Below are 21,195 nucleotides of genomic sequence, written 5' to 3' on the forward strand. Positions count from 1 at the left end.
TTTATATAATCTGTAGAAATTTATAAAAATATTTTAAATCCGCAGCAAAAATTAATTAAATACCGATAAATTTTTAATATTCTATTTTTCCAACGGATTTCATTACTCGTAAAGTTTTGTTTTTCCTTTTTTCTACATAAGCCGAAGAGTTGGTTGCTTTATATTTTCTAGGATTTGGTAAAATTGATGCGATTGAGGCTGCTTCGTATTTTGTTAAATTTTTAGCGCTTTTGTGAAACCAATGCTTGCTTGCGGCTTCCGCACCATATACCCCATCGCCCATTTCGATGCTGTTTAGGTACACTTCCATAATGCGTTCTTTGCCCCAAATAAGCTCTATCAAAACAGTAAAATAGGCTTCTAATCCTTTTCTGAGATAACTACGCCCTTGCCACAAGAAAATATTTTTTGCGGTTTGTTGCGATATTGTACTGCCGCCTTTTAGTTTTTTGCCTTTCAAATTGCCACTAAAGGCTTTACTCATTGCCGAAAAATCGAAGCCGTTGTGTTTTAAAAAAAGTCCGTCTTCGCTTGCAATAACTGCTTTTGGCAAATTAAGAGAAATATCTTCGAGAGGAACCCATTGGTGGCTGCAAACCATTTCTTTTCCTGCTTCGTGATGCTCGAAGGCTCGAAAAATCATGAGTGGTGTATAAAATATGGGGACAAATCTAAAAATGATTACCCAAAATACCGAAAGCCCTACAAACCATAAGATACATTTGAATATAAAACTTTTTATTTTGCTTCCAAAACTTCTGTTTCCTTTTTTAGGAGTTGGTTTTAATTTTGGTTTTACTACTTTTTTTGTTGCCATTATATTAAATCTGCTAGTTCTTGTCCTACTAAACTTCCTATTGCTACACCCATACCGCCCAACCGCACGCCACAATATACGTTTTCTGACAAGGCTTCTACGATTGGTCTTTTGCTATTACCTAATCCCATAATCCCAGACCAGCGATGGGCAATTTTGAAATTTGTATTGGGCAAAATTACGGTTTTTAGCATTTCTTCTAGTTTGTTTTGTATGATTTCTGTTTCACCAAATTGCGAAGTGTTTTCGTCTTCAAAATTAAGGTTTCTGCCTCCGCCAAAAAGAATGCGATCATTTATATTTCTAAAATAATAATAGCCTTTGTCTAAATGAAACGTGCCTTTTATATCTAAATTTGGTATAGGTGCTGTAATTAAAACCTGTGCTCTGGCTGGTTTTACTTGGTTTTTAGTTAATTTTTCTGCAAAACCATTGGTGGCAAAAAGCAGTTTTTTTGTATTAAAAGTAAAATCGTTTGCTTGAACCTGTACGTCTTTTTGATTGTCATGAAAGGTAGAAACAGTCTGGTTATTCAGAATTAAAATTCCGTTCGACTGTGCTTTTTTTAGTAAAGCTTGCATCATGTTTCCGGTATCTATTTGTGCTTCAAAGGGATTGAAAATAGTATATTCCTGTATGTTATTGAAACCAAATCTATCAATATTTTTCTCGAAAACTTCTGCTTTAAAAATTGGCTTTAAAATATTGTTAATGAATGGTAACTTTTGCAAACACTCATAATAAGTAGATTCGTCATTTTTTAGAAACAATTCATATCCGCCGAAAGGCTTAAAGTCTAGAGCTTCGTCGCCCAGATTTTTTCTGAGTAATTGCAAGCCTTGCCAACGTTTTTGCACGAGTTGAATAACTTCTTCTTCTGTATGTGATTTTAAATCGTCGATAATTTCCGACAAGCTTCCAAAACAAGCAAAACCTGCGTTTTTTGTACTGGCTCCCTCTGGCAGCATTCCTTTTTCTAGGATAAGAATTTTGCTTTCAGGAAATTTTTCACGCAATCGCAATGCGGTATGAAGCCCTACAATACCGCTACCTACAATGGTATAATCTACATTTGTAAACCAATTTTTGAGTTCCCAATAACTTAAATTCATCGTTTAAAACTTATTTCGATTGTTGTTCCTTTATTAAGTTCAGATTGTAATACTTTTATCCTTCCGTTGTGGTATTCTTCGACAATTCTTTTGGTTAATGACAACCCCAATCCCCAGCCTCTTTTTTTGGTTGTAAAACCAGGTTCGAAGATGGTTTTAAATTGATTTTTAGGAATTCCTTTGCCAGAATCGGTTATTTTTATTTTAGTAGTTTTCCAATCGTCTTCAATAATTATGGCAATAGAACCTCGTCCTTTCATGGCATCTATGGCATTTTTTACTAAATTTTCTATTGTCCAGCTGTGCAAGATTGGATTTATCGAAATTGGTATTTTATGTTCGGGTGCTTTAAAGGTAAAAATAACTTGTTTAGAAAACCGAGATTGCAAATATTCGTAAGATTTTTGGGTTTCTTCAACCAAATCTGTTTGCTCTAAAACAGGTTCAGAGCCAATTTTCGAAAATCTATCGGTAATGTTTAATAATCGGTGAATATCTTTTTCTATTTCTTCGACCATGGTTTCATCTACATTATCGGATTTCATAATTTCGACCCAACCAATGAGAGAGGACAATGGCGTCCCTATTTGATGTGCTGTTTCCTTTGCCATTCCTGCCCAAAGCTTGTTTTGTCCAGATATTTTATTGGTTTTATAATAATTGTAAACGAGTGCTCCAAATAAAAAAATAATTAGCAATAAGGCAATAGGATAATATTTTAATTTGTTTAATAACGGCGAATTTGTATAGTACAAATAATGAAATTTTCCTTTTACATATTCCATTTCAACCCGTTTGTTGGCGTTTTTAAAATTTAGTAAAAGTGCTTTTGCTTTTATCGAATCTTTAATAATTCTTTCATCAATATTAATGGATTGCAAAATGCTGTCTTTCTCATTGGTTAACAATATAGGAATCGTGTTATTGTTAGATATAATTTGAAAAGGGAGGTCCAGATCAGTGTCTGACGAGGCATCGTTGATACTTTTTTGTGCCTCTGCCCATAATTCTATCTTTAAACGTTCTTCGTTTTTAAAAATTTGAAAAAAAGTATAGGTATTCCACAAAATCAGCACTGTGATTAAGAACGAGGAAATAATTAGAAACCAGCGAGTTGTGTTTTTATTATTTGAAAACTGCATATTTTATCTTGAGTGTATAAATATATAAAAAAAGGCGTTAATGATTCTCGATAATTATTTCTATTCAATTGCTTTTCTTATTTTTGTTGAAAATAAAATAATTATGCTCAGCCTTTCTCCTAAAGACATCACTACAGCACAACTACAAGGCTATTTGCAAGGAGCAGTAAGTCCTAGACCTATTGCGTTTGCCAGTACAATAGATGCTGATGGAAACCCAAATTTATCGCCATTTAGTTTTTTTAATGTTTTTAGTGCCAATCCGCCCATTCTTATTTTTTCCCCAGCAAGAAGAGTGCGTGATAATACCACAAAACACACTTTAGAAAACGCAAAGACCACTCGCGAAGTGGTTATAAATGTGGTAAATTATGATATTGTACAACAAACCTCACTATCAAGTACAGAATATGCAGAAGGAATTAACGAATTTTTAAAAGCTGGTTTAACACCCATTGCTTCCGATGTTGTAAAACCTTTTCGTGTGGCAGAATCGCCAGTTCAGTTTGAATGTAAAGTAAACGAAATTATCGAATTAGGTCAGGAAGGTGGCGCAGGCAATTTAATTATTTGTGAAGTAGTTCGTATTCACATTAATGAAAATATTTTAGATAAAAACGGGGCTATCGATCAATATAAAATCGATTTAGTATCGAGATTGGGAGGCAACTGGTATTCTCGTTCTAATAAAGGTTTGTTTGAAGTACCAAAACCATTAGTAACATTAGGAATTGGGGTAGATAATATCCCTAATTTTATAAAAGAAAGTACTGTTTTTGATGGAAATGATTTAGGTATGCTAGGAAATATCGAAGCATTGCCAAGTGAAGAAGAAATTACTATATTTGTACACGAAAATTTTGCCGTAAAAGGTGTTTTAAGTTCAGACGATGAGCAAAAAATACAGTTGAAAGCAAAAGAATATTTGAATAATCAAGACGTACTTTCGGCATGGAAAGTATTATTAGCAAAACGATAAGTTATGGAAGTTACAGGGAAAATTAAAGTGGTTGGGGCAGAGCAACAAATTAGTGCCTCATTTAAAAAAAGAGAATTGGTTGTAACCACAGACGAACAATATCCACAATCGATAATGATAGAATTTGTTCAAGATAAAGCTGATTTATTAAACAGCTATAATGTTGGAGAAGATGTAAAAGTATCGATCAATTTAGGTGGTAGAGAATGGGTAAATCCGCAAGGCGAAACTAAATATTTTAACAGCATAAAAGGCTGGAGAATAGAGCGTTTAGCAACAGCACAAGCACCAAGCCCGCAATCGCCACCAATGCCAACTGCCGAAACATTCGAGCCAGCAGTAAGCTTTAAAGAAGAAGAACACGACGATTTACCTTTCTAATTTTATTCTAACCACAAAGAACACTAAGTTTTACACAAAGTACACCAGTATTTTTAAATAAACTTAGTGTTTTTTTTGTTCTTAGTGCCACTGTGACTTCTTCGTGAACTTAGTGGTTAAAAACATTAATTATGCATTTTTTAACCCAAGAATTATCTTTTCCAAATACAAATGAATCAACACGCGATGGTCTTTTGGCTATTGGTGGCGATTTATCTACCCAAAGATTGTTGTTGGCTTACGAAAACGGCATTTTTCCTTGGTTTGAAGAAGGGGAACCCATCATGTGGTGGTCGCCAAGACAAAGAATGGTTTTGTTTTTTGATGCATTGGTAGTTTCTCACAGTATGAGAAATGTTATCAATAAGAATATTTTTAAGGTAACTTTTAATAAAGCCTTTCGAGAAGTAATTCAAAATTGTCAAAGTGTAAAAAGAGAAGGACAACATGGCACTTGGATTACCAATGAAATGATAGAATCGTATTGCAAACTCCATGAATTAGGCAAAGCAATCTCGGTCGAAATCTGGCAAAACGACACTTTAGTTGGCGGATTGTATGGTGTAGATATGTTTCCCGTTTTTTGTGGTGAAAGTATGTTTTCTAAAGTAAGTAATGCTTCGAAAATGGCATTTATTTCGCTGGCAGATTATCTAAAAACAAACCATTACAATTTATTAGATTGCCAGATTTACAACGATCATTTAAATAGTTTGGGTTGCCGAGAAATTCCTAGAGATGAATTTTTGAAGTTTTTAAAAAAGTAATTTACAAAGAATTTACTCATTTAAAAATGCCATTACATAATTGTTAATTTCCTTTTTTTGTTTATTATTTCCTCTATCATTCATGTCATTATGAATTGTATTTGGCAGTTTTATGATTTTTATTCCAAATTTTTCCTGTTCTTCAATAGTTGGCAAAACACCTTCGTCAGCAGGCTGGTCACTCGATCTAAGCGAATAGATTCTAGGTTGTTTAGTTCTTGGTAATTCCATACGTCTATTGTCTAATGAAATTATTTTATCCACTAAATCTGGGTATTTATGAGCAAATAAAACACTTATATCTCCACCATTTGAATGCCCTATTAAAACGAGATGTTTGTAATCTAGTTCAGGCTTTGTTTTTTTTATTTCATTAAGAACAAAAAGTATATTTTCAGTTCCTCTTTCCCAAAACGGACGCCGAACAATTTGAGGAATTCCCATTTTAGGGATTAAGTCATCTGTGGGCAATTCCTGCTGGATACTTACTACAAAATACCCTTTGGAAGCCAGTTTTTTGGTTAAATAGGAGTAAGATTTATTTGCTCCTAGTCTGTTTTCACTATATCCGTGACTTAAAATTACCACCTTTTGGTTTTCAATTTTTTTATCTGTTTTGGGAGAATAAAAAGCAACGGGTATTATTCTATTTCTCTCTTTGTCAAATAAATTTACAGTATCTAGTTTAACTTTAAATGTCGGAATAGTGTTTTGAAGATTTGTAACTTCGTTGTTTTTAATGCAACTTATTAAAAATAAGCTTACTAGAATTTTAAAATAGATTTTCATTTTTTTATTTGATATTACTGTAAATTATTCTCTTATCCAACAATCTTCCACATGATCGTTTACCATTCCTGTGGCTTGCATGTATGCGTACATCACGGTCGAACCCACAAATTTGAAGCCTCGTTTTTTTAAATCTTTACTCAAAGCGTCGGATATGGCTGTTGTTGCAGTAACCTCTTTTAGTGTTTTGGGTTTGTTGTCTATAGGTTTTTCATCTACAAAACCCCAAATATATTGGCTAAAATTACCAAATTCTTCTTGAATTTTGATAAAAGCAATTGCGTTTGTTACTGCCGATTTTACTTTGAGTTTGTTTCTAATAATTCCTGCATTTTGCAATAATTGTTCTTGTTTTGCTTCGGAATAAGTTGCTATTTTTTTGTAATCGAAACTATCAAAGGCAAGACGAAAATTTTCTCTTTTATTCAAAATAGTAATCCAACTTAAACCCGCCTGAAACGTTTCTAGGATTAAAAATTCGAATAAAGTTTGGTCATCATAAACGGGCTTTCCCCATTCGGCATCATGATATTCTTTATATAAATTACTGGACAAACACCAAGAACAACGATTTTTCATAAAAAAATAATTTTAATTATAGCCATTTCAATAAAGTGACTTATATCACCTTTTAATAAGTAATTTGTCACTAAATTTACGTAAAATTAGTAACATGAAAACAATTATTGCTCAAGGTTTATTAAAATCGATTCCTTATTCTGAATACAGAAAAAGAATAACGGAGTTATTATTGCAAAACAAATCGACTGGAAACGAGCAGTCTGACGATTTATTGCAATATAGCAAATTGAATGATACTAGAATGAATAGATTAGACAAAACGATTCGCATAGAAGAAAAGGTACTAAAATCTTTTAATTCACTTAAGAAAAAATATTATTGGTTGGTTATTAGTGAAAGTTGGTGTGGAGATGCGGCTCAGCTAATACCTGTTTTTAATAAAATTGCTAACGAATCTGAGTCTATCGAATTGAGATTAATTTTTAGAGATGAAAATGAGGCTTTAATGAACTTGTTTTTGACTAACGGAAGCAAATCTATTCCAAAAATAATTATTTTAGAAAAAGAAACCATGCAACTTAAAGGATCTTGGGGACCTAGACCCGAGGGCGCAGTAAATTTAATTAAAAGTTATAAAGAACAATACGGCATTGTTGATGAAACCGCAAAAACAGATTTACAATTATGGTATTTACATGATAAAGGATTGAGTACTCAGAATGAGTTAGCTACTTTGATGCGTGATTTAGAGCAATTAGCAAATTAGTAAAAAATAATTTTATTTATCCCTATACTTATTGTGCCAAAGTCTTTGTAACCACTTATCGCAAAATTGTATAGAGATAAATCAGCAAAAAGAGTCAGATCGTCATCATTTTTATAGCCTATATTAAATTTTCTATAGGTTCCAGAAAGATTACCTCTTCCAATTGCCAATGCTTTTCCCCAACCAAACTGTAATGCTATTGCGCCTTGCCCAACTTCAAGATTTAGTCTGGTATTAAGAAAAATAGGCGCTACGACGAGTTTTTCGTTTATTTTCCAATCTATTCCTGAATGCAATCCAAACGAAATGTTTTCTTCGTAATGTATTCCGTAACCAATTTTAGCGCTTAATCCGTCTGGGATAAACAGGTAGTCGTTTCTACTTCCGTCAGAATTTGTACTGCCATAAAACCCATTAGATTTGAAAGGCATAGAAAATTCAAATTGAGTATATCTAGCATCAAATTTTTGTGAAAAGGCACAAAAATTAAACAATAAAAAAAGAAGAGAGATTTTATAATTCATTTTTTGCAACAATCAATTCATCAAACAAAGTAACATCAATAGCCTTTTTTACATCATAATTGCCAATTTTTGTTCTTCGCAAAACAGTAAGATGTGCGCCAGATTGCAAAGCCAATCCAAAATCATAAGCTAACGAACGAATATAAGTTCCTTTACTACAAACGACTCTAAAATCGATTTCTGGCAAAGCGATTCGAGTAATTTCGAATTCGTAAATTTGTGTTTTTCTAGAAGCGATTTCTACTTCAACACCAGCACGAGCGTGTTCGTATAATCGCACGCCGTCTTTTTTTATAGCCGAAAAAACGGGTGGTTTTTGATCTATTTCGCCTAAAAATTGTTTCACTGTTTCGTGAATTAAGGCTTCGGTAATATGTGCTATTGGGAAAGTGGCGTCTATTTGGGTTTCTAAATCATACGATGGTGTAGTGGCGCCAATGTAGAAAGTACCTGTATATTCTTTGGCCTGACCTTGTATTTCGGAAATGCTTTTTGTAAGCTTTCCTGTACAAACAATTAACAAACCTGTGGCTAATGGATCGAGTGTTCCTGCATGGCCAATTTTGAACTTCTTTGGTAATCCTAATTTATTTATAAGCGAATATTTTAATTTATTTACTGCTTGAAAAGAACTCCATTTTAATGGTTTGTCTATGAGTAAAACTTGACCGTTTAGATAATCTTCTGGAGTCATTAAATGAGGGTAAGCGGATGAATAAAAAAGTGAATAAGCAATAATACAATTCCAGCTACAATTCGGTAATAACCAAAAACTTTGAAACCATTTTTGCTTAAAAAGCCAATAAATGTTTTTATGGCTAAAAGGGCTACAAGAAAAGCGACTATATTTCCAATAATCAGAATATTTATTTGGTCGTGAGTGAGTATAAAACCGTCTTTATAATAATCGTAACATTTTTTGAGCGTTGCACCAAGCATGGTTGGAACTGCAAGAAAAAACGAAAATTCTGCTGCCGATGTTCTGGCTAGCTTCTGAGACATTCCCCCAACAATGCTAGCGCCACTTCTAGACACGCCCGGAATCATAGCAATACATTGAAACAATCCTATTTTGAAAGCTTTTAGGTAAGTAATTTCTGTTTCAGATGAATTGTTAAACCAATCATCGACTTTTAGTAAAATGATTCCTCCTACTAGAAGCGAAACGGCAACTGTAACAGGGCTTTCTAATAAAGCATCAATTTTTTTACTAAAAAGCAATCCTAAAACTACCGCTGGAATAAAAGCAACTAATAACTTGAAATAAAAATCTAACGTTTGAAAAAACCTTTTAAAATATAAGACCACAACCGAAAGTATAGCTCCCAATTGAATAACAATGGTAAAAAGTTTAGTAAAATCTTCGTGTGCAATTCCGAAAAAAGAACTGGCAATAATCATGTGTCCAGTTGAAGAAACGGGTAAAAATTCGGTAATTCCTTCTATAATAGCAAGAATAATGGCTTGTATATAATTCATTTTTTAGATTTTAGATTTTTAAATTGTGTTAAATATAATTTTAACCTAACAATCTAATTATCTTTCTTAGGGTTTTTCAAAATAGAATAAATTGTAATTCCGAAACCAATTAAAACCATTGTTGGCGCTAATCGTATTCTTCTGAAACTAAAAATTTCTTTATTAAAAACGGCTGGATTATCGCTTCCGCCACCAGACATTAATATAAATCCTACTGCAATAATTGCAATTCCGATTAATAAAATCGTGTAATTTACTTTTTCAAAAAGAAATCCCGGTTCTTTGTTTTCCATGTTTTTGTTTTTTTTATCTAAATTTAATAAAGATCATCTGTTCTTAGGTTCAAAAACCGCTGTGTTGCAAAATAGGTGCTTAGCAAAGTAATTAGAATTCCAGTACCTAAAACCCCCAATAATATGGCTACAATGGCTAACTTATCATTAAATATTCCTAGATTAGGAAAATTAGCATCTATATAAAACAAGACGCCAAGCAAGGCAGCAATAGCAATTGCTGCTCCTATCATTCCTAGTTTTATACCACGCCAAATAAATGGTTTTCTAATAAATGATTTTGTTGCTCCCACCATTTGCATGGTTTTTATGATAAATCGGTTAGAATGTATAGACAAACGCATCGAACTGTTTATAAGTAAAACGGCAATCACACAAAAAATTGCGCTGATGATAAGAATCCAAAAACTCACTTTTTTTATGTTATCGTTTACCATATTTACCAATTGCTTGTCATAAACAATGTCTGAAATTAAGCTGTTTTCACGTAATTTACTTTCAATTTTATAAATACTATCTGCCACGACATAATCTGCTTTTAAGTGAATATCGAAAGAATTTTGCAAAGGATTCATGCCTAAAAATTCCATAAAATTCTCTCCTATAATATCCGTATGCTCTTTTGCGGCTTGGTCTTTAGTTATATATGCAAATGTTTTAGTAAACTTCGAAGCCTTCAACTGTGTTTTAAACTGAGTCAAGGTCGTATCTTTTGCTTCATCTTTAAAATAAACCGACATGGCAATGCCTTCTCTGAAATCGTCAGACAGTTTTTTAGAATTTACAATAAAAAGACCTAACATTCCTAGTAAAAATAGTACAAGGAAAACACTTAACACAACCGAAAAATAAGATGTGATTAACCTGCGTTTTTGAAAATTATCGAAAGAAGAACTCATATTACATAAAATTATTTGGTAAAAATAATAAAGAATTTCTTTATTTAAAGTTATTAACGTTCAAACTTTCGCTTTTGTTATAATAAATGTAAATTTGTCGCAAGAATATAATTTTTATCAAAAGCATTTTTAATGAAAAAAAGTCTTTTTTATACCCTTTTTGCAGTAATTGCAAGTTTACAATTTAATCTAGTTGCTCAGGAAATAGACAGTCTAAAACAAATTGAGAATAAACACGAAAAAACACGTGCTTCTCAAGAATATGAATTTTCAGACGGAACAACAAGAACCTATTCTAAACCCAAATTACTTGAAATAGTAACAAAAGCACCAAAAGACTTCCTAAACACAAATATAGATTTTGTAGCAAAAGACCACGCATGGTATTTAGCAGGAGCACTTGCATCGACCCTAATATTACTCCCAATAGACCAGCAAATAACAGACCAATCTAGAGCCTGGTCAGAACGAAACGGACTAAGCGAATCTAATAGATACGGAAAATTAGGCCCCCTAGAAAATAAACCAGAAAACATCGGCGCCGCATTTTATCTACTAGGAAACGGTACCACAGTCGTACTTTTAGGCGCAGGATTTGCCACTTACGGACTTCTAAAAAACAATTACAGAGCACAAGCCACCGCTAGTAGCCTAATAGAAAGCTTACTAGTATCTGGCGTATTTGTTCAATCTCTAAAAAGAATTACAGGAAGAGAAAGCCCGTTTATTGCAATGCAAAAAGGACATCCAGGTGGAGAATGGAACCCCTTTCCTAGTTTTCCTGCCTACGCAAAAGACACCCCAAATTACGACGCCATGCCATCAGGACATCTCACCACAATCATGTCAGGACTCACCATCATAATTACTAACTACCCTGATTACAAATGGCTAAAACCAGTTTGTTATACTGCAATGGCAGGATTGTGTTTTCAAATGGTACAAAGCCAAGTACACTGGACCTCAGATTATCCTATGGCAATATTCATGGGTTACTTTATAGGAAAAACAATCGCAAAAAACCGTTTTAAAGAAACTAAAAAAGCAGAAACCAGCCAAAAAAAATATACCTATAATTTTTCAGCATCAAGACAATACGGCATCAACACCGTTGGAGTAACCGTAAAATTTTAAAAACATGAAAAACATCACATTTATTTTACTACTCGTCCTAACAAGTGCTATTTACGCACAAGACACTATAAAAACAAGCCCCAATCATGTAAAAGAAAAACCCAACCTAAAGCAATTAATTTTACCCACAACGCTAATCGCCGCAGGAGGAATTCTAAAAATAAACTATTTACAAAACAACATACAACAAGGCATAAGAAACGCATTTGGACATGATTTTCATACCACAGCCGATAATTACCTACAATTTGTCCCGCTAGCCCAAATCTTTGCCGCAAAAGCAATAGGACTAAAATCAAAACACAACTACAAACAAATAATAACAAACAGCATCATCTCTAACCTAACCGTTGGCGGTGTCGTCTTTTTAGGAAAAACCGCAGCACACGATTGGCGTCCAGACGGTTCAGCAAACAATAGCTTTCCATCAGGTCACACCGCAACCGCCTTCAATAACGCCACCCTATTATTTTTAGAATACAAAGACAGCAATATCTGGTATGCCTCATCAGGCTATCTCTTTGCAACAAGCACAGCCATATTGCGCATGGCAAACAACAAACACTGGTCTGGCGATGTCGTAGCAGGAGCAGGAGTAGGAATAGCCATTGCCACAATAATAAACCACTGGAATCCCTTTAATTTCGACAACAAAAACAAAGACCTCTCACTTATTAGCTACCCAATAATAAACAACAAAAACTACGGACTCGGACTAATTTACCAAATAAAATAATAAATTTGAAGCGAAAATTTCAGGCATTTTTGCCAACCCTATTCCTGCTCTCGCTACAATCTTGCCAAGAAAAATGGCAAGGATTTTCACTCCATCAGGGCTAAAAGCAAACCATTTTTGCCCCAGAAATTTCACAAAACCTTAAGAACCTTTTTTTAGAAAGAATGAAATACAATCCAAACGAAATCGATGCCAAATGGCAAAAAAACTGGGCAAACAACCAAACATTTGCAGCAAGCAATACCTCAATAAAACCCAAATATTATATTTTAGACATGTTCCCTTATCCATCAGGAGCAGGATTACACGTAGGACATCCGTTAGGATATATAGCATCAGATATTGTAGCCAGATTCAAACGCCACAAAGGATTCAACGTATTGCATCCACAAGGATACGATTCCTTCGGACTCCCAGCCGAACAATACGCCATACAAACAGGACAACACCCAGACAAAACCACCAAAGAAAACATTGCCCGCTACAGAGAACAACTAGACAAAATAGGATTCTCATTCGATTGGAGTCGTGAAATACGCACCTCAAATGCCAATTATTACAAACACACCCAATGGATTTTTATCCAACTATTCAATTCTTGGTACAATAAATCGAATGACAAAGCCGAAGACATTACAACATTAATTTCCCTCTTTCAAAAAGAAGGAAACACAAACATCAATGCCGTTTGCGATGACAATATTGCTCCCTTTTCAGCCCAAGATTGGACTGGTTTTTCGTCCAGCAAACAACAAAAAATACTACTACAATACCGTTTAACATACCTAGCCGAAACCGAAGTAAACTGGTGCCCAGGATTAGGAACCGTTTTAGCAAACGACGAAATCATAAACGGCGTTTCAGAACGTGGCGGACACCCTGTGATTCGTAAAAAAATGACCCAATGGAGCATGCGCATTTCTGCTTATGCCGAACGTTTGCTACAAGGACTAAACGACATCGATTGGAGCGAAAGCATCAAAGAATCGCAACGCAACTGGATAGGAAAATCTGTAGGAGCCATGGTTTCTTTTAATTTGAAACAACACAAAGAAGCTATAGAAGTTTTTACCACCCGCCCCGATACCATTTTCGGAGTTACGTTTATGACCTTAGCACCAGAGCACCCTTTAGTTCAAGAAATTACCACGCCAGAACAAAAAGCAGCTATCGAAGCCTATATCGAAAAAACCGCAAAACGTTCCGAAAGAGAACGCATGGCCGATGTAAAAACCATTTCAGGAGTATTTACAGGTGCGTATGCCGAACATCCGTTTACTAAAGAACAAATTCCAGTTTGGATAGGCGATTATGTACTGGCAGGTTACGGCACAGGAGCCGTGATGGCGGTTCCTTGTGGCGACGAAAGAGATTATGCTTTTGCCAATTTCTTCAAAGGACAAAACGGAATGCCAGAAATAAAAAATATCTTCGATAATGTTGATATTTCTACCGAAGCTTATGGATCAAAAGACAATGTGATTATTGCCAATTCGGACTTTTTGAACGGCTTAAATTACAAACAAGCGACCAAAAAAGCCATTGCAGAATTAGAAACATTAAACCAAGGAAAAGGAAAAACAAATTACCGTTTGCGTGACGCTGTTTTCTCTCGTCAACGCTATTGGGGAGAACCGTTTCCGGTGTATTATGTAAATGGGTTGCCACAAATGATCGATGCCAAACATTTACCAATCGCTTTACCAGAAGTAGAAAAATACTTACCCACCGAAGACGGATTACCACCATTAGGAAATTCTGCCAAATGGGCGTGGAATACAATAACAAATGAAGTCGATTTTAATGAAAATATTAACAACACAACCATTTACCCATTAGAACTAAACACCATGCCAGGTTGGGCAGGTTCTTCGTGGTACTGGATGCGTTACATGGACCCGCACAACGACAACGAATTTGCCTCGCCAGAAGCAATTAAATATTGGGAAAGTGTCGATTTGTACATTGGCGGAAGCGAACACGCCACAGGACATTTGTTGTATGCTCGTTTTTGGAACAAATTCCTAAAAGACAAAGGGTATGCACCAACCGAAGAACCATTCAAAAAATTGATTAACCAAGGAATGATTTTGGGAAATAGTGCATTTGTTTATAGAAGTGAAGATTCCAAAAAATTGTATTCTAAAGGCTTAATTTCTGATAAAACAACACAAGCCATTCATGTCGATTTAGCTATTATCAATGAAACTACTAATGAATTAGATATCGAAGCTTTCAAAAAGCATCCACTATATTCTGATTATGCTAATGCTGAATTCATTTTAGAAAACGGCAAATACATCGTCGGTCGAGAAGTCGAAAAAATGTCAAAATCGAAATACAACGTAGTCAATCCAGATGATATTTGTAACGAATACGGAGCAGATACGTTGCGTTTGTACGAAATGTTCCTTGGGCCACTAGAACAATCAAAACCTTGGAACACCGCAGGAATTACAGGTGTTTTCGGATTCTTAAAAAAATTATGGCGTTTGTATTTTGATGATAACGGACTAATTGTAACCAACAACGAACCATCGAAAGAAAGCCTGAAATCGTTGCACAAAACCATCAAAAAAGTCACAGAAGATATCGAGAATTTTTCTTTCAATACTTCGGTTTCGCAGTTTATGATTTGTGTAAACGAATTGCAAACACAAAATTGTCACGAAAGAGCCATTCTAGAACCGTTAGCCATTATTCTTTCGCCTTATGCACCACATATTGCCGAAGAATTGTGGAGCCAATTAGGAAATTCAGAATCAATATCAACAGTAGCTTTTCCTATTTGCCACGAAAAATACTTGGTAGAAAGCGACAAAGAATATCCTGTTTCGTTTAACGGAAAAATGAAATTTACCATCAATTTGCCTCTGGATTTAACACCAGCCCAAATCGAAGAAATTATCATGAAAGACGAGCGAACCATCAAACAACTCGACGGGAACATGCCTAAAAAAGTGATTATTATTCCTGGAAAAGTAATAAATTTAGTTGGGTAATTTTATAATTGATTTTTATAATTGATTTTTGAAATTTAAAACCGTCAAAATGACATTTCTAAATTTTGGTTTCAAATTTGATAATATTTACATAACTTTATAATTCAATACAAAAACAAAAATATGTATAATTTACCTTCAATGATTTTAATGGGCGCAATTATGCTAGCAAGCTGGCTAGTGAGTTCACGACTAAAAAGTAAGTTCGAACATTATTCGCATTTGCAATTGCAAAACGGAATGTCAGGAAAAGAAATTGCCGAAAAAATGCTCGCCGATAATGGCATTGGTGATGTAAAAGTAATTTCGGTGGCAGGACAACTCACAGATCATTACAACCCTGCGGATAAAACAGTAAATCTGAGCGAAGCAGTGTATAACCAACGAAATGCAGCCGCAGCCGCAGTTGCAGCACACGAATGCGGTCACGCAGTACAACATGCCGTGGGTTACCAATGGCTAACTATGCGATCTAAACTAGTTCCTGTAGTAAATATTGCCTCGAGTTATATGCAATGGATATTATTAGCAGGAATACTAATGATTAGAACTTTTCCTTCATTATTACTAGTAGGAATTGTCATTTTTGCAGCCACAACATTGTTCTCTATTGTTACATTACCCGTAGAATATGATGCGAGCAATCGTGCATTAGCATGGTTAGAAAACAAACACATGCTTAACCCAGCAGAACAAGCGGGCGCTAAAGATGCCTTAAAATGGGCTGCTAGAACTTACGTAGTAGCCGCCTTAGGATCTATTGCAACTTTGTTGTATTATATTTCTATTTATATGAATAGAAGGTAAAGATAATGATAGTCTAGAATTAAATAATCTGCTTCGCATTAAGAAACAGATTATTTAATTTGGTCAAATTTTCTTTACTTACCTTTTTTTGCATTAGGAATTGCAGCGAACTTCGCTTGTAACAAAAAGCCCCCTCCCTGGATAACACCCAGATATTAAAAAGAGTTAAAAAAAACACTGTATATTATTAGAATTAATCGTTTAATTTATATTTTAGTTGTAAACTCTCAAATTAGAACCATTCACTTCTACCCGATAAGCTTTTAGAGGATATTGACCAGAACCAACCCCAGTATATAAACTATATTCTTTACCATCGCAAGGACATTTTGCGTTAATCCCATTTAAGGTCATAAGAGAACAATCACTCGGATACTGATTTGGACAACTGGCTTCATAAGCACGATAATCATCAGTACCCACTTTCATCACAACAATCCCTTTTATTCCTGCTCCAGCATTAGTAATTAAAACAGGATTGCTAGGAAAGTTAAGGTTATTATAAGATGGCAAACTGGTGTTTATAACAACCGAAAAAGAATAATTAGGCAAATAAGTATTATCATTTACAACACTGTCTTTGTGACAAGATAAAGTAAGAATCGCTATTAGTAGCAGGGAATATTTGTTCATTTTAAAAAAAAATTAGCCTTTTTGTTTCCACAAATTTAATTTAATTAACTTTGTAGTAGTATGATTGTCATATAAAATTATAAACTGAAATAAAAAATAATATCTTTGTAGAAAGAAATCCCGTTGCGATGGGATTTTTTCTATTTATATATAACGAATAAATTATGAGTACAGTATCTTATTATACAGCCGAAGGATTAAAAAAACTAAAAGACGAGTTAGAACAACTCAAAGCAATTGAACGCCCAAAAGCGTCGGCAGATATTGCAGAAGCAAGAGATAAAGGTGATTTGTCTGAAAATGCAGAATACGATGCTGCAAAAGAAGCACAAGGTCTTTTAGAATTGAAAATTAAGAAAATGGAAGAAGTATATTCTAATGCCCGTTTAATTGATGAATCTCAGTTAGATGTTTCAAAAGCATTAGTCTTATCGCACGTAAAGATTAAAAACCAATCTAACGGAATGGAAATGTCCTACCACTTAGTTGCCGAAAGTGAAGCAGATCTTAAAACAGGAAAAATATCTGTAACTTCCCCTATCGGGAAAGGATTACTAGGAAAATCTGTTGGAGAAATTGCCGAAATTACTGTTCCCAATGGAATTTTAAAATTTGAAGTCTTAGAAATTACAAGAGATTAATTATGTCTAGTATTTTTACCAAAATAGTAAACAAAGAAATTCCTTGTTACAAAATTGCCGAAGACGACAATTTTTTGGCTTTTCTCGATCTAAACCCTAATGCAAAAGGACATACTTTGTGTATTCCGAAGCAAGAAATAAACAAAATCTTCGATATAAATGATGATTTGTATTTAGGACTGATGGCTTTTGCCAAAAAAATCGCAATTGCCTTAGAAAAATCGGTACCGTGCAAACGAATTGGTATGGCAGTAATAGGACTAGAAGTTCCTCACGCTCACGTGCACCTTATTCCGCTTAACGAGATGAACGAAATGCGCTTCGAGAATAAAGTAACACTAACCCCAGAAGAATTTCTAGCTTTGGTTGCAACCATTCAAGGAAATTTATAAATTTTATTTACATCAAACCATTGGTTATTACTGATGGTTTTTTAATTTAATAAACACAATACCATGAAAAAAATACTGATTTTAACACTATTCACAATGAGCTTAAACCTTGTGGCACAAAACACAATGTCGCCAGAATTATTATGGAAACTAGGACGAGTTACGGCTTTAGGAATCTCTAAAGACAGCAAAAATGTAATATATAGCGTCTCGACACCATCAATAGCAGAAGACAAATCGAACTCTAAGTTTTACACCATTCCCGTAATTGGCGGAAAAGCTACAGAAGTAAAAGATACAAAAAGCCTATTGTTAGACAAAAATATTGCTCCCAACGGAAAATATCTTGTTTATAGCGAAGAAGTAAAAATTGATAAAGTTCACGGAAAAGATTATTATCCAGAATTAGAAAAATCGAATGTTCAAATATACAATGGCTTAGATTATCGCCATTGGGACACTTGGAACGAAGGGAAATTTAATCACGTTTTTTATAAAGAAAATAAAGACAAATCTGTTGGAATAGATATTCTAAAAGGTGAAGGTTTCGATTCTCCTCAAAAACCTTTTGGTGGAGACGAAGATTATATTTGGTCGCCAGACAGCAAAAGCATTTTGTATGTGTGCAAAAAAGAAGCAGGAACAAAATATGCTATTTCAACCAATACTAATATTTACCAGTACAATCTTGAAACCAAAAAAACCATCAATAGAACCGAAGATAATTTAGGCTACGATACCAATCCTGCTTTTTCATCGGAAGGAAATTTAGCCTATTTGCAAATGAAACGCGATGGTTACGAAGCCGATAAAAACGATATTATTGTCGATTTTAAAGGAATAAAAATAAACCTAACTGCAAACTGGGACAACTCGGTTTCTAGTTTTTCTTGGAGTAAAGATGGCAAAAAAGTATATTTTATTGCCGCAACAGACGGAACACAACAATTATTTGAAGTTAATTTTCCTGGCCTAACAAGAATTGCCATTACAGTAACACAACTTACTTTTGGTGATTTCGATGTGCATGATATTGTAGATATTACTGCCAATAATGCGATTGTTACAAGAACCGACATGAATCACGCATTAGAAATTTATTCTTATAATTTAAAGAAAAAAACATGGTTGCAAATTACCAAAGTAAATAATGATGCCTATGCCAAATTAGCATTACCAAAATACGAAAGACGTTATGTAACCACCACCGATGGCAAAAAAATGCTAGTTTGGGTAATCCTTCCTCCTAATTTTGATGCCACTAAAAAATATCCAACTTTATTATTTTGCCAAGGAGGACCACAAAGCCCGCTAACACAATCGTATTCTTTCCGTTGGAATTTCTCTCTTATGGCATCGCAAGGATATGTCGTTGTAGCACCAAACAGAAGAGGAATGTATGGCCACGGACAAGCTTGGAACGAGCAAATTTCTGGCGATTGGGGCGGACAGGTGATGCAAGATTACCTCTCGGCAATAGACGATGTTGCTACAGAAAAATATGTAGATAAATCTCGTTTGGGTTGCGTTGGTGCTAGTTATGGTGGTTATTCTGTGTTTTATTTAGCCGGAATTCACAACAACAGGTTTAAAAGCTTTATCGCACACGATGGCGTTTTTAATACCCAAAGTATGTTTGGCACAACCGAAGAAGTTTTCTTTAACAACTGGGATTTTGGTGGAGCCTATTGGGAAAAAGACAATAAAATTGCACAACAAACTTATACTAAATTTAATCCTATTAATTATGTAGATAAATGGAATACACCCATTTTAATCATACAAGGCGGAAACGATTTTAGAGTACCTATTGGGCAAGCACAAGAAGCATTTCAAGCAGCACAATTGCGAGGAATAAAGAGTCGATTTTTGTACTTCCCAGAAGAAAATCACTGGATTCTAAAACCACAAAATGCACAGGTTTGGCAAAAAGAGTTTTACAAATGGTTGAAAGAAACGTTGTAAAGAACAAACCCTTTCAGTAACTTTTACTTTACCGCTAATTCGCAAATCATTAACTTTCTTACGTGTTCAATTAGCGGTTTAATTGCAACCCTGCAACTTCCTTACCTATTGGTTTAATTCTTAATTAAAACCCAAATTACTGTTAAATTAAAAAATAAGAAAGAACATTTTTTAATTTTACAAACCATTAAAAAATAAAAAACATGAATACAATTAAATGCCTATTTATAGCGACTTCATTAATAGCTGGTGCATCAAGCTTTGCACAAGACAATTTAGTGAATTCATTAAAAATAAATGCGAGCGAAAAAAGCAAAGAAGCTTTCAAATTTACAGATGTTGTAAATGTCGAAAACACATCGATAAAAAACCAAGGTTCCTCTGGAACTTGCTGGAGTTATTCGGCAAACTCCTTTTTAGAATCAGAAATGATAAAAATGGGGAAAAAGCCCATAGAATTGTCTCAAATCTTTTCAGCACGTAATGCTTATGTAGAAAAAGGAAGAAATTATGTTCGTATGCACGGTGCAGTTACACTAGGTGATGGTGGTGCTTTTCATGACGTGATGAATATGTATCGCAAATATGGCGCTGTACCACAATCTGTTTATACAGGTTTAAATTACGGAACAGACAAAAATAAATTTGGCGAAATGGCAGCTTTAGGCGAAGCTTTACTAGCTGCGGTTGTAAAAAATCCTAACGGGGAACTCACACCAAACTGGGAAAAAGCTTACACAGCAGTAATTGATTCTTATTTGGGAGAAACACCAAAATCATTTGATTATAACGGAAAAAAATACACACCCGAAACCTTTGCAAAAGAAGTGGTAGGAATTAATGCCGAAGATTATATCGAAATTTCGTCTTTACAAGAATATCCTTATTACTCGAAATTTGTATTGATGGTTCCAGACAATTGGGCTTTCGACCAAGTATATAACGTAAAAATTAACGAACTAACAGATGTTATAGACAATGCTTTAAAATCAGGTTATTCAGTAGCTTGGGGAGGCGATGTGAGCGAAAAAACATTCAGCTGGAAAAACGGAGTGGCTTTTGTTCCTGAAAAGAAAATCGACGATATGACGCCAGAAGAAAAAGCAGATTTGTTTAACGGCCCTAAAAAAGAAGCAGTTGTTACCGAAGAAATGCGCCAAAAAGCGTTTGATAATTACACCACGACCGATGACCACGGAATGCATATTGTAGGCTTATCTAAAGACCAAAACGGAAAAGAATACTATATTGTAAAAAATTCTTGGGGAACTACAAACGACTACAAAGGGTATTTGTATATGACAAAAGAATTTGTAAAATATAAAACAACTGATATTATGCTAAACAAAAAAGCCCTTTCTGCAGATATGGCTAAGAAATTAAAAATATAGTTTTATTTAAATAAAAAAAACCAT

Annotated in this window: 23 protein-coding genes; 12 read left to right on the top strand and 11 right to left on the bottom strand. The window is 34.4% G+C overall.

Annotation, left to right across the window (positions count from 1 at the left end):
* Nucleotides 1–73: 73 nt before the first annotated feature.
* The 3 genes from mtgA to B0A57_RS07895 are packed head-to-tail and all read right to left on the bottom strand — an operon-like array spanning nt 74 to nt 3,071.
* Nucleotides 74–817 carry a monofunctional biosynthetic peptidoglycan transglycosylase gene (gene mtgA, locus B0A57_RS07885; RefSeq protein ID WP_034099503.1) on the bottom strand — a complete coding sequence of 248 codons (744 nt, stop codon included), beginning with the start codon at nt 815–817 and terminating at the stop codon, nt 74–76.
* Complete coding sequence (locus tag B0A57_RS07890) at nt 817–1,929, bottom strand: NAD(P)/FAD-dependent oxidoreductase (RefSeq protein WP_034099505.1); 1,113 nt, start codon at nt 1,927–1,929, stop codon at nt 817–819. Before B0A57_RS07890 ends, mtgA begins: the two co-directional genes overlap by 1 nt.
* Complete coding sequence (locus B0A57_RS07895) at nt 1,926–3,071, bottom strand: sensor histidine kinase (protein WP_011964438.1); 1,146 nt, start codon at nt 3,069–3,071, stop codon at nt 1,926–1,928. The genes B0A57_RS07890 and B0A57_RS07895 overlap by 4 nt, the downstream gene beginning before the upstream one ends.
* Before the next feature lie 103 nt (nt 3,072–3,174).
* Between B0A57_RS07895 and B0A57_RS07900 the strand changes: the two genes are divergently transcribed.
* From B0A57_RS07900 to aat, 3 genes are all read left to right on the top strand, one after another.
* Nucleotides 3,175–4,050, top strand: coding sequence for a flavin reductase family protein (locus tag B0A57_RS07900; protein ID WP_011964439.1), 876 nt, complete (start codon nt 3,175–3,177; stop codon nt 4,048–4,050).
* 3 nt (nt 4,051–4,053) lie between these two features.
* Nucleotides 4,054–4,431 (top strand): DUF3127 domain-containing protein, encoded by a 378-nt coding sequence (locus tag B0A57_RS07905; protein ID WP_011964440.1) that lies wholly within the window; start codon nt 4,054–4,056, stop codon nt 4,429–4,431.
* Between the two features lie 131 nt (nt 4,432–4,562).
* Complete coding sequence (gene aat, locus B0A57_RS07910; RefSeq protein ID WP_011964441.1) at nt 4,563–5,198, top strand: leucyl/phenylalanyl-tRNA--protein transferase; 636 nt, start codon at nt 4,563–4,565, stop codon at nt 5,196–5,198.
* A 12-nt stretch (nt 5,199–5,210) separates the two neighbouring features.
* Here the strand turns inward: aat and B0A57_RS07915 are convergent, their stop codons facing one another.
* Both B0A57_RS07915 and B0A57_RS07920 read right to left on the bottom strand, forming a co-directional pair.
* Entirely contained in the window at nt 5,211–5,987 is a 777-nt protein-coding gene (locus B0A57_RS07915; protein ID WP_034099508.1) for an alpha/beta fold hydrolase, read from the bottom strand.
* A 24-nt stretch (nt 5,988–6,011) separates the two neighbouring features.
* Complete coding sequence (locus B0A57_RS07920) at nt 6,012–6,566, bottom strand: DNA-3-methyladenine glycosylase I (protein ID WP_034099510.1); 555 nt, start codon at nt 6,564–6,566, stop codon at nt 6,012–6,014.
* A gap of 94 nt (nt 6,567–6,660) precedes the next feature.
* Here B0A57_RS07920 and B0A57_RS07925 point away from each other — a divergent pair, with 94 nt between their 5' ends.
* Nucleotides 6,661–7,275, top strand: a complete 615-nt coding sequence (locus tag B0A57_RS07925) for a thioredoxin family protein (RefSeq protein WP_038467029.1) — start codon at nt 6,661–6,663, stop codon at nt 7,273–7,275.
* On the opposite strand, the gene B0A57_RS07930 is transcribed toward B0A57_RS07925, so the two are convergent.
* Genes B0A57_RS07930 through B0A57_RS07950 form a run of 5 tightly spaced genes read right to left on the bottom strand, consistent with a single transcriptional unit; the run spans nt 7,272 to nt 10,470 of the window.
* Nucleotides 7,272–7,799, bottom strand: coding sequence for a hypothetical protein (locus tag B0A57_RS07930; RefSeq protein ID WP_034099514.1), 528 nt, complete (start codon nt 7,797–7,799; stop codon nt 7,272–7,274). The genes B0A57_RS07925 and B0A57_RS07930 overlap by 4 nt on opposite strands.
* Entirely contained in the window at nt 7,789–8,493 is a 705-nt protein-coding gene (truB, locus tag B0A57_RS07935) for a tRNA pseudouridine(55) synthase TruB (RefSeq protein WP_011964446.1), read from the bottom strand. Before truB ends, B0A57_RS07930 begins: the two co-directional genes overlap by 11 nt.
* Nucleotides 8,493–9,278 carry an undecaprenyl-diphosphate phosphatase gene (locus tag B0A57_RS07940; protein WP_011964447.1) on the bottom strand — a complete coding sequence of 262 codons (786 nt, stop codon included), beginning with the start codon at nt 9,276–9,278 and terminating at the stop codon, nt 8,493–8,495. Before B0A57_RS07940 ends, truB begins: the two co-directional genes overlap by 1 nt.
* A 53-nt stretch (nt 9,279–9,331) precedes the next feature.
* Nucleotides 9,332–9,571, bottom strand: coding sequence for a DUF3098 domain-containing protein (locus tag B0A57_RS07945; RefSeq protein WP_011964448.1), 240 nt, complete (start codon nt 9,569–9,571; stop codon nt 9,332–9,334).
* Nucleotides 9,572–9,594: 23 nt separating this feature from the next.
* Nucleotides 9,595–10,470 (bottom strand): cell division protein FtsX, encoded by an 876-nt coding sequence (locus B0A57_RS07950; protein ID WP_011964449.1) that lies wholly within the window; start codon nt 10,468–10,470, stop codon nt 9,595–9,597.
* A gap of 132 nt (nt 10,471–10,602) precedes the next feature.
* Between B0A57_RS07950 and B0A57_RS07955 the strand changes: the two genes are divergently transcribed.
* The 4 genes from B0A57_RS07955 (at nt 10,603) to B0A57_RS07970 (ending at nt 16,149) form a co-directional block, all read left to right on the top strand.
* Entirely contained in the window at nt 10,603–11,604 is a 1,002-nt protein-coding gene (locus tag B0A57_RS07955; protein WP_034099517.1) for a phosphatase PAP2 family protein, read from the top strand.
* A 4-nt stretch (nt 11,605–11,608) separates the two neighbouring features.
* Nucleotides 11,609–12,340 (top strand): phosphatase PAP2 family protein, encoded by a 732-nt coding sequence (locus B0A57_RS07960; RefSeq protein ID WP_011964451.1) that lies wholly within the window; start codon nt 11,609–11,611, stop codon nt 12,338–12,340.
* 164 nt (nt 12,341–12,504) lie between these two features.
* Nucleotides 12,505–15,342 (top strand): leucine--tRNA ligase, encoded by a 2,838-nt coding sequence (leuS, locus tag B0A57_RS07965; RefSeq protein ID WP_038467033.1) that lies wholly within the window; start codon nt 12,505–12,507, stop codon nt 15,340–15,342.
* Nucleotides 15,343–15,465: 123 nt separating this feature from the next.
* Nucleotides 15,466–16,149, top strand: coding sequence for a zinc metallopeptidase (locus B0A57_RS07970; protein WP_011964453.1), 684 nt, complete (start codon nt 15,466–15,468; stop codon nt 16,147–16,149).
* A 213-nt stretch (nt 16,150–16,362) separates the two neighbouring features.
* Here B0A57_RS07970 and B0A57_RS07975 read toward each other — a convergent pair whose 3' ends face one another.
* Nucleotides 16,363–16,782: a Rieske (2Fe-2S) protein gene (locus B0A57_RS07975; RefSeq protein WP_034099524.1), complete on the bottom strand. Its 420-nt coding sequence runs from the start codon at nt 16,780–16,782 to the stop codon at nt 16,363–16,365.
* Between the two features lie 164 nt (nt 16,783–16,946).
* On the opposite strand from B0A57_RS07975, the gene greA reads away from it, so the two are divergent.
* The 4 genes from greA to B0A57_RS07995 all read left to right on the top strand — a co-directional run bounded on the left by greA (nt 16,947) and on the right by B0A57_RS07995 (nt 21,171).
* Complete coding sequence (greA, locus tag B0A57_RS07980; protein WP_011964455.1) at nt 16,947–17,423, top strand: transcription elongation factor GreA; 477 nt, start codon at nt 16,947–16,949, stop codon at nt 17,421–17,423.
* A 2-nt stretch (nt 17,424–17,425) separates the two neighbouring features.
* Nucleotides 17,426–17,815 carry an HIT family protein gene (locus tag B0A57_RS07985; protein ID WP_011964456.1) on the top strand — a complete coding sequence of 130 codons (390 nt, stop codon included), beginning with the start codon at nt 17,426–17,428 and terminating at the stop codon, nt 17,813–17,815.
* A 63-nt stretch (nt 17,816–17,878) separates the two neighbouring features.
* Nucleotides 17,879–19,780, top strand: a complete 1,902-nt coding sequence (locus tag B0A57_RS07990) for a S9 family peptidase (RefSeq protein ID WP_034099526.1) — start codon at nt 17,879–17,881, stop codon at nt 19,778–19,780.
* A 203-nt stretch (nt 19,781–19,983) separates the two neighbouring features.
* Nucleotides 19,984–21,171, top strand: a complete 1,188-nt coding sequence (locus B0A57_RS07995) for a C1 family peptidase (protein WP_011964458.1) — start codon at nt 19,984–19,986, stop codon at nt 21,169–21,171.
* The last annotated feature ends 24 nt before the right edge of the window (nt 21,172–21,195 follow it).

The organism is Flavobacterium psychrophilum DSM 3660 = ATCC 49418, assembly GCF_002217405.1.
In the GTDB taxonomy this organism is placed as follows: domain Bacteria; phylum Bacteroidota; class Bacteroidia; order Flavobacteriales; family Flavobacteriaceae; genus Flavobacterium; species Flavobacterium psychrophilum.

What these genes read in the sequence shown, in the direction of transcription:
- mtgA (WP_034099503.1), bottom strand. Translation starts at nt 817, where the DNA reads ATGGCAACAAAAAAAGTAGTAAAACCAAAATTAAAACCAACTCCTAAA.
- B0A57_RS07890 (WP_034099505.1), bottom strand. Translation starts at nt 1,929, where the DNA reads ATGAATTTAAGTTATTGGGAACTCAAAAATTGGTTTACAAATGTAGAT.
- B0A57_RS07895 (WP_011964438.1), bottom strand. Translation starts at nt 3,071, where the DNA reads ATGCAGTTTTCAAATAATAAAAACACAACTCGCTGGTTTCTAATTATT.
- B0A57_RS07900 (WP_011964439.1), top strand. Translation starts at nt 3,175, where the DNA reads ATGCTCAGCCTTTCTCCTAAAGACATCACTACAGCACAACTACAAGGC.
- B0A57_RS07905 (WP_011964440.1), top strand. Translation starts at nt 4,054, where the DNA reads ATGGAAGTTACAGGGAAAATTAAAGTGGTTGGGGCAGAGCAACAAATT.
- aat (WP_011964441.1), top strand. Translation starts at nt 4,563, where the DNA reads ATGCATTTTTTAACCCAAGAATTATCTTTTCCAAATACAAATGAATCA.
- B0A57_RS07915 (WP_034099508.1), bottom strand. Translation starts at nt 5,987, where the DNA reads ATGAAAATCTATTTTAAAATTCTAGTAAGCTTATTTTTAATAAGTTGC.
- B0A57_RS07920 (WP_034099510.1), bottom strand. Translation starts at nt 6,566, where the DNA reads ATGAAAAATCGTTGTTCTTGGTGTTTGTCCAGTAATTTATATAAAGAA.
- B0A57_RS07925 (WP_038467029.1), top strand. Translation starts at nt 6,661, where the DNA reads ATGAAAACAATTATTGCTCAAGGTTTATTAAAATCGATTCCTTATTCT.
- B0A57_RS07930 (WP_034099514.1), bottom strand. Translation starts at nt 7,799, where the DNA reads ATGAATTATAAAATCTCTCTTCTTTTTTTATTGTTTAATTTTTGTGCC.
- truB (WP_011964446.1), bottom strand. Translation starts at nt 8,493, where the DNA reads ATGACTCCAGAAGATTATCTAAACGGTCAAGTTTTACTCATAGACAAA.
- B0A57_RS07940 (WP_011964447.1), bottom strand. Translation starts at nt 9,278, where the DNA reads ATGAATTATATACAAGCCATTATTCTTGCTATTATAGAAGGAATTACC.
- B0A57_RS07945 (WP_011964448.1), bottom strand. Translation starts at nt 9,571, where the DNA reads ATGGAAAACAAAGAACCGGGATTTCTTTTTGAAAAAGTAAATTACACG.
- B0A57_RS07950 (WP_011964449.1), bottom strand. Translation starts at nt 10,470, where the DNA reads ATGAGTTCTTCTTTCGATAATTTTCAAAAACGCAGGTTAATCACATCT.
- B0A57_RS07955 (WP_034099517.1), top strand. Translation starts at nt 10,603, where the DNA reads ATGAAAAAAAGTCTTTTTTATACCCTTTTTGCAGTAATTGCAAGTTTA.
- B0A57_RS07960 (WP_011964451.1), top strand. Translation starts at nt 11,609, where the DNA reads ATGAAAAACATCACATTTATTTTACTACTCGTCCTAACAAGTGCTATT.
- leuS (WP_038467033.1), top strand. Translation starts at nt 12,505, where the DNA reads ATGAAATACAATCCAAACGAAATCGATGCCAAATGGCAAAAAAACTGG.
- B0A57_RS07970 (WP_011964453.1), top strand. Translation starts at nt 15,466, where the DNA reads ATGTATAATTTACCTTCAATGATTTTAATGGGCGCAATTATGCTAGCA.
- B0A57_RS07975 (WP_034099524.1), bottom strand. Translation starts at nt 16,782, where the DNA reads ATGAACAAATATTCCCTGCTACTAATAGCGATTCTTACTTTATCTTGT.
- greA (WP_011964455.1), top strand. Translation starts at nt 16,947, where the DNA reads ATGAGTACAGTATCTTATTATACAGCCGAAGGATTAAAAAAACTAAAA.
- B0A57_RS07985 (WP_011964456.1), top strand. Translation starts at nt 17,426, where the DNA reads ATGTCTAGTATTTTTACCAAAATAGTAAACAAAGAAATTCCTTGTTAC.
- B0A57_RS07990 (WP_034099526.1), top strand. Translation starts at nt 17,879, where the DNA reads ATGAAAAAAATACTGATTTTAACACTATTCACAATGAGCTTAAACCTT.
- B0A57_RS07995 (WP_011964458.1), top strand. Translation starts at nt 19,984, where the DNA reads ATGAATACAATTAAATGCCTATTTATAGCGACTTCATTAATAGCTGGT.